This is a genomic window from Rahnella sp. JUb53 (assembly GCF_004346065.1).
Taxonomy (GTDB): Bacteria; Pseudomonadota; Gammaproteobacteria; order Enterobacterales; family Enterobacteriaceae; genus Rahnella; species Rahnella variigena.
Map to the genome: position 1 here is coordinate 1 of NZ_SLYT01000021.1, position 6,771 is coordinate 6,771.

3 protein-coding genes and 1 pseudogene are annotated in these 6,771 nt (G+C 38.9%); 1 reads left to right on the plus strand and 3 read right to left on the minus strand.

The window, feature by feature from the left end:
- Nucleotides 1–150: 150 nt before the first annotated feature.
- The 3 genes and pseudogenes from EC840_RS24975 to EC840_RS24985 all read right to left on the minus strand — a co-directional run bounded on the left by EC840_RS24975 (nt 151) and on the right by EC840_RS24985 (nt 4,034).
- Nucleotides 151–1,227 (minus strand): NAD(P)/FAD-dependent oxidoreductase, encoded by a 1,077-nt coding sequence (locus EC840_RS24975; protein WP_132967421.1) that lies wholly within the window; start codon nt 1,225–1,227, stop codon nt 151–153.
- Nucleotides 1,228–1,359: 132 nt separating this feature from the next.
- The gene (locus tag EC840_RS24980; protein WP_132967423.1) at nt 1,360–3,234 is read right to left on the minus strand and encodes a LodA/GoxA family CTQ-dependent oxidase; all 1,875 of its coding nucleotides are present in this window, start codon (nt 3,232–3,234) and stop codon (nt 1,360–1,362) included.
- 334 nt (nt 3,235–3,568) lie between these two features.
- Nucleotides 3,569–4,034, minus strand: a pseudogene (locus EC840_RS24985) (IS1 family transposase).
- A gap of 191 nt (nt 4,035–4,225) precedes the next feature.
- Here EC840_RS24985 and EC840_RS24990 point away from each other — a divergent pair.
- Nucleotides 4,226–5,779 (plus strand): hypothetical protein, encoded by a 1,554-nt coding sequence (locus tag EC840_RS24990; protein WP_132967425.1) that lies wholly within the window; start codon nt 4,226–4,228, stop codon nt 5,777–5,779.
- The last annotated feature ends 992 nt before the right edge of the window (nt 5,780–6,771 follow it).

Sequence of the window (6,771 nt, forward strand, 5' to 3'; positions counted from 1 at the left end):
CCATCATAAAAAAAACAGCATGTTACCTGACGACACCTTAATGCGACAGAACCGAAATTTCTGAGTGGTTAATATATATAACCAGACCTAATAAAGAGAAAGCTTGGGGCTTTATGTGCAGCCCCAAAAACTCTTAAAACGCCATGTATATTAATTTATACTATTATGTTGAGTATCCCAGAAAAAATTTTTTGGCCATCTTTGCTCATTTCGATAATAACTTCTGATTTCATCTTTATATGTGTTGTAAATCGATAGGATGCGTGATTCATACTCCATCAATAGCGTCCTATCATTATCATTTAAGATCTTCAAAACTGCCTGAGCACCTCGTAGGCCAGTATAGATGGCGTTATAAATTCCTTGAGATGATAATGGGTCGAAAGATAAAGCAGCATCACCAATAGCAACCCAGTTCGCGCCTGAAACTTTAACCATATGACTTTCAGTTGCATCTGCTACATGTACTCGAACATCACAGATTTTATAATCTTCAAAATATTTCAGCATATACTGAGTTTTGTTCAAATGTGTAATAAAAGAAGCAGGCTGCCGATAACGTTTGGCGTCTTTAGGGCTAATATGTAAGGCCAGTACCCTTTTATCTTCAGGAAGACCTGCGGAATACCACCATCCATTAGGAACAGCTTCTACAATGCTTCGTGTATCAAGATGATAATTAGAATGCCATGTGTATAGTGAGAGTAATGGGGGCCCCTTAAGAACAATGCCACCTAAACGTCCCGCCACGACGCGGGACCTTCCACTTGCATCTATAACCCATCTCGCCCTTATAGTGCAGTCGCCAGCATTAATCTCTATTCCATAATTTGTAGCATTTACTGAAATGATGGATTTATGTATAAAATGTGCATTTGCATCTATCGCTGCTTCTCGCAATGAAAGCTCAAAAAGAGACCGGTCAACATGCCATCCACACCCATAAGGATCATTAATAAAATCGGTTTCTATCGGTTTATCCATACCCCAAACAGATATATTCCCATAATTTCTTAATGGTTTACTCTTTAAAAACCAAGGATAAACACCAATAGCTTTTAACAGGGGATTAATAGCCCCTGGTAAACTTTCACCAATCTTAGGTTTTGTCAAAATTGTTTTGTCCAACAAAATTACATCCACTCCTTCCTGAGCTAAAACACGGGCCGCGGTAGTACCAGCGGGTCCAGCTCCAACAACGAGTATATCACAGGATATTAGCTTCATAGGTCCCTTAGGGATTTATAGTGTTCCTCACACTTTGATGAAGATTCTTTAATTTTTTTCAGTCATAATACTGTTAGATAACTTTTTGTATCATGCATTATTTTAGACTCATTTTTTTAGTGCTCAACTTTATTATTTCTTAAGTTGCTCTACGAATACTGTCGGATATTTACCAGCATAATCTAGTGGTGGTAGATGGCGCTGTACAATTCCCATCTCATCGAATCGTTTAACCATGGCCTGCATTATATCCTCTGAGTTATCAAATTCATTTAAAAACTTGCGCATCCAAGCTTCTCGATCTTGAAAAGCTTTTTGGCGAATCTCATCACTCAGTTCAGTATTGGAGTAAATTAAAAAATTTGTCTCTGTTAATACATGATTAGGAACGCTAGATGGCCAATATGATGGTAGATATGGATGAAATTCTGGATCATATCCCGAACGGCAACGAGCAGTATCTCCATGCCATGGCACAGCCATCCAACGTGTTAAGTCACCCGCGCGCTGTGCATGCAATGGACCATCTTTAGATAATGCATGATCTGGGGTTAAAACATCGCCATAATCGCTTGCCGGAATATTAGCATCGCAGTGTTTAATACGAGCTACCTCACTGTATATCGATGCATGGCGCATAATCCATGTTAGTTCACAGCCCGGATGAAAAGCATCAGCACAGCAATAGGATAATGGACCAGCATCAAGTCTATCCGGTTGTTCTGACACTGCTGATTGGTCAAGGGGTTTTGCATAAACAGGTGCTGGAAATTCTGAGTTCAACGGATAATCTACCTCATTTAAATCTGAACAAAACTGTGACTGACTGAAGTTGGTAAGATGTCTATACACCTCTGAATCTACTGGCAAAAGATCTCCTTTTAAGGCTGGAACTGAAGCACCATAAGCATCCCCGTACAGCTGTGGCCATTTTAAAGCATGACCACCTTCAGTTGTCTCATCATCAGGCGAACGGAATTTCTTAAAAACTTCTTCGCGTTTTTCTTGATTAGTGGCTTTAGAAATTTCATGAATAAGTGAAGTATTGATAGGATAAAAACCACCCGGGCCATGAGCTTGTGCCGAACCTAAATTAACCCATTGCAATCCTGAAAGACGCTCTAATTGCGGTAAAATATGTTTAGTATATGATGTCATTTTCTCGGGGGGTACCATTCCCGCTTCTATGGCAGTATGAAGAGCTAAATCATACAATGACCGGAATGGAATGATACCAGGAGCATAATCTGGTGGTGCTACCACGACCCATGCGCCAGTTACAGGAATGCTTTTACCTCCGAGTTCAACTTTTGCGGATACAGGCCCATCTGAAATATCGTCAAACCAGTCAACTGAGTTATTAAAATTGTGTTCTTTACCCTCATCATCAAATACCAGCAGTGGTGCACCACTAGGAGATGACGCGACTCCATGACCGCCTAATACGAGTAACCTGCCATACTCATCTGTTCTAAGCTCTCCCAAGTTGACAGATACTCTTTTATTAGCTGGAACACTTAAAAAAGTACCGCCATCTAATTGGACTGCCTCAGCGTTTACTCCACTAATTTTTTTTGCTGGTGGTTTAATTTCCAATTCACTACGTAATTCTTTGACATCTGGATTACGGCGAGCAACTGCTTTTGCTGTTCTCTGGTCCATTGCCGAATCAAAGACATACCATGATGCTTTTGTATTAGCGACTTCAACTGTCCATTCAATATTAGCAAATTCTGAGGTGAGTTCTCTGACTGCTTTACCTGCTTTATTGTATCCATAAATTCTGAAGCGGGAAGCCTGTCTTTTAATCGCGCCTGAACTGTCACGGAACGAACCGTAAGGTAATGGAGGTGCTAATGGATACTCAGCACCAATAAAATATTCATTGATACTGTTGCCAACTCGTGCAATCCCGATACCAGGATGGATTTTTGCATAAACAATTTCATTGCACATTTGCTCGTTTGCTATTTGGGTAAAATTGTTTGAATCATTTTTTTGAGTCATAAGAGTTCCGTCCATTAAAAAAAACATGACCATCAATGTTTATATGTGGTCCTAAGCATTGCATATTCCAATATTGAGCATTTAGTAAAATTCAATAAAATCAGCCTACTCATGTTATGTCTGGGTAGTGGCTAATAAATTCACCATAAACTAAGCTTATAAAGCCAGTTGCCATCCCAACGATAAACGGGCTTGTAAGTAGTTATTAATACTAAATGGTCTCGCTAAGCAAATAATATACAATATAGCATTTCATGCTGCTATTGAGTTTTATTGAAACGAAAAGTAGAAAAACTACTGCTAACTGATCTGTGTATATTCCATAATCCAAGCATTAAATCTTCGGTAATAAGTCCAATGAGTAGAATATGTATTTTTCGATAAAAGCACCAATAACTTTTTCATCGAGCTCAACAGAGCGGGAGAAGCAGAGGGTTCTGCGTACCAGAGCCAGTGCTGTCAGGCCTTACTACCGATAAAGCGCCATTGCTTGTCGAGTTCACAGATAAGCGCTACATCAGCATGAGCCACCGGAGATGATGTTATTCGTCGTGGCGAGAGATTTTTAACGTCCGGATGACAGTATTGATACCCACTTTCAGCGTTCGGGCGGTATTGTGAACACCGGCACCGTTGAAGGCTATTTCGGTAATTTGTTCTTTAACTCCGGGTTATGGGCTCTATAGGCGTAAGTGAGCTGGAACAAGCGGTAGCAGCCTTGGCAGCGAAACCGATTTCTGCCCGTGAAGATAAACCTGAGAAGACTGACAGCGGGGACAATGAATGGTAACGCTGGCCATAAGTAAATCTCAAAAGCGAGTATTATACATCGAATCCAACCGATTAGAGGCACCACCTAGAGTAGTTAGGCTTATGAATTTATAACATTATAAGAAAAACTTAATTGCTATTAATTTTTATTAAACCTCATCTTTAATAATTTGTAATAAATTACCTTCGGAAACCGATTGAAAACCTAAGTGGTGATTGTATGTCAAAGAAAATTTATGAGAGTTCTAAGGATTTACAAACGTTAAGTACTAATAAAGCTATAGAAGATATTCGCAGAATGTTTGTTGATGAGATACAAGTTGGGCGCATTGTTAATGATTCGCAGACCCCAGCAAGAAGAGCCGCTTTTGTTAAGCAACATGGTATTGCTCATGGCACCTTCAAAGTTTTGGATGATATCCCTGAATCCTATCAAATTGGAATTTTTAAACCAGGGTCCACATATCCAATATGGGTTAGATATTCTAGTGATATACCATCAGATACAGAAGATAAGAATTCCACTGTAGGCATAGGCATTAAATTATTCGAAGTTCCTGGAGGGAAAATTATAGGGCAAGGAACAACGCTAGACTTTATTTTACAAAATACTGAGGTTTTTTTTGCCAAAGATGCCGAAGAAATGGCTGAATTTAAAAAAGCTGCAATGACAGGTAAACTAGATGAGTTTAATAAGACTCATCCAGAGCTTGCTGAAGTTTTAAATAGTATGTCAAAAAAGGTTGAAAGCGTTTTAACAGAATCACTCTGGAGTTGTGTACCATTTAGATTTGGCGAAAATGATTATTGTAAATATAAAATTGATATTGAAATGGTTTCAGACCCTGGCCAATTTATCCAAACTGACGCTAAAAATTATCTATCTCTAGACTTGGCTAGTCGATTAATGAATGGTGATGCGATACTTAATTTTTACATTCAATTGCGCAATAATTCCACAACGCAATCAATTATAAATGCTCGCAGTTTATGGAGTGAGAGTGAGTCCCCTCCTTTTAAAGTTGCAGAATTAACCTTGCCTCGACAAAACATTAATGCACGAGAACAAGAAGAATATGGAGAGGCTTTAGCATTTAATATCTGGAGAACACTGCCAGAATTTGAACCAGTTGGTAGCATCGCTGAAGCAAGAAGGGTAATCTACGAATCATCCTCGCAAGTTAGACGTAATATCAATGGACAAAGTATTGGTGAACCATCTAAAGCTAGAAAAACAGATTTCTCAGGATATTCCATATTCGAACCAACATTGGAAAGCCCTTGGCCAACTGGTACACTTGGTAATGTTACTGAAGATTTCAGAAAGTTCACTGATTATATGATACCGACAAACTCCTTTGGGACATATAACGAGGTGACAGTTGATACTCGAGATATGTCATCGACTGTCTACATTAATTGGTTAAAAGATGTTAATGGTAGGGCAATGAAAGAAGGCATAAGCTTTTTAAACACTAAATTATCAGAAGGTAAACTAAGGATTTTATTCGAAAAAAACAAGATGAAAAAAGTTAGCTTTGATCTAATTGCTGAAAATATGATAAGTACCAATGGGATTTTAAAAATAACAACTCATACATTGGGTAATGAGACAAATATTGTAGGAAGTGTTACGGAATTAATGAATTTTAACGGTCGCGTTGATATGGAATGCGCAAAAGAAGCATGCTTTGATTTGATAGTAATAGAGTACAGTAAAGATTTGAACTTCTTTAATTTGAATAATTTTATAATGCACTTTGCCACTAAGTAAGAACATAAAGATGAACTTAATTTAGCGCGCATTTTAGTATGGTAATAGTTTCATAGTCAGTGGTGAATTTTACATTCTCACGCTGACTGTGATTTTAAATATTTAAATTGAATTTGTAGGCACATATTTTAAATTTTTGTGCGATTGTTTCATTGTGAATTCCATGACGGATTAGTAGAGGTGTGTTAATTTGACTACTCTTAGGTTTAATATAATTAATCATTGCGTAGTAGGAATGTCATATTTACCTGTAAACACGCTGCTGAGCGGACTATTTATCATTTAGTGCACTTTGTTACTCTATTACGGTTGGTCTGACGCATCTTCAGAAACTCATTAACGGATCCAGGCAGTACTTGATGACCTGTTATTTGTTTTCATCCTGGCTCATATCACTACGAGTCTAGGTACTTACGGGTCGTACCCCAGATAACCGTTAAATCTGATGAGCTGGCGTCAACGGTTAAGTGGCGGGGAGAGCCACCGAGAGGCACTTTGTATGCTTAGGCAGAACCATTATTAATATGAGTCTTCGGCTTAGAGACGGTTGAGGCAGCAGCACTGTCGTACTCACCCCGTAAGGGCGCTACGTTCAATCATTATGAAAACCATACGTAAAGTGCGTTGGTATCGCTTCTCGAAAGAATATTGATGCCCGCGCTCATCGTTAACCCAAAAGGCAAAAGCTGTCTGGTGATGGCGAGTAATAATGAGGAGAGAAAATGAAGTTATGTAAGGCAACAAAATGGGAAAATGCGTTTTATCTGTCTGATAATTCATCCGAGAGTTGTGAAGTGGCTCTGTCGTATTAACAGGGCGGAGTCAGCAAACGTTGCGCTGCCGATATTTTAGGCAGCCAACGGCTTTGTTGAATAAATAGGATTGAGACAAAAGCTTTCCCGAATTGACGAGCTATCAGGCAACACGCACACTTTTTGGGGTTCTGTCGCATTCAGGTGTCGTCAGGTAACATGCTGTTTTTTTTATGATGA

Excerpts from the sequence above, each read along its gene's own strand:
- EC840_RS24975 (WP_132967421.1), bottom strand. The coding sequence starts at position 1,227 with ATGAAGCTAATATCCTGTGATATACTCGTTGTTGGAGCTGGACCCGCT.
- EC840_RS24980 (WP_132967423.1), bottom strand. The coding sequence starts at position 3,234 with ATGACTCAAAAAAATGATTCAAACAATTTTACCCAAATAGCAAACGAG.
- EC840_RS24990 (WP_132967425.1), top strand. The coding sequence starts at position 4,226 with ATGTCAAAGAAAATTTATGAGAGTTCTAAGGATTTACAAACGTTAAGT.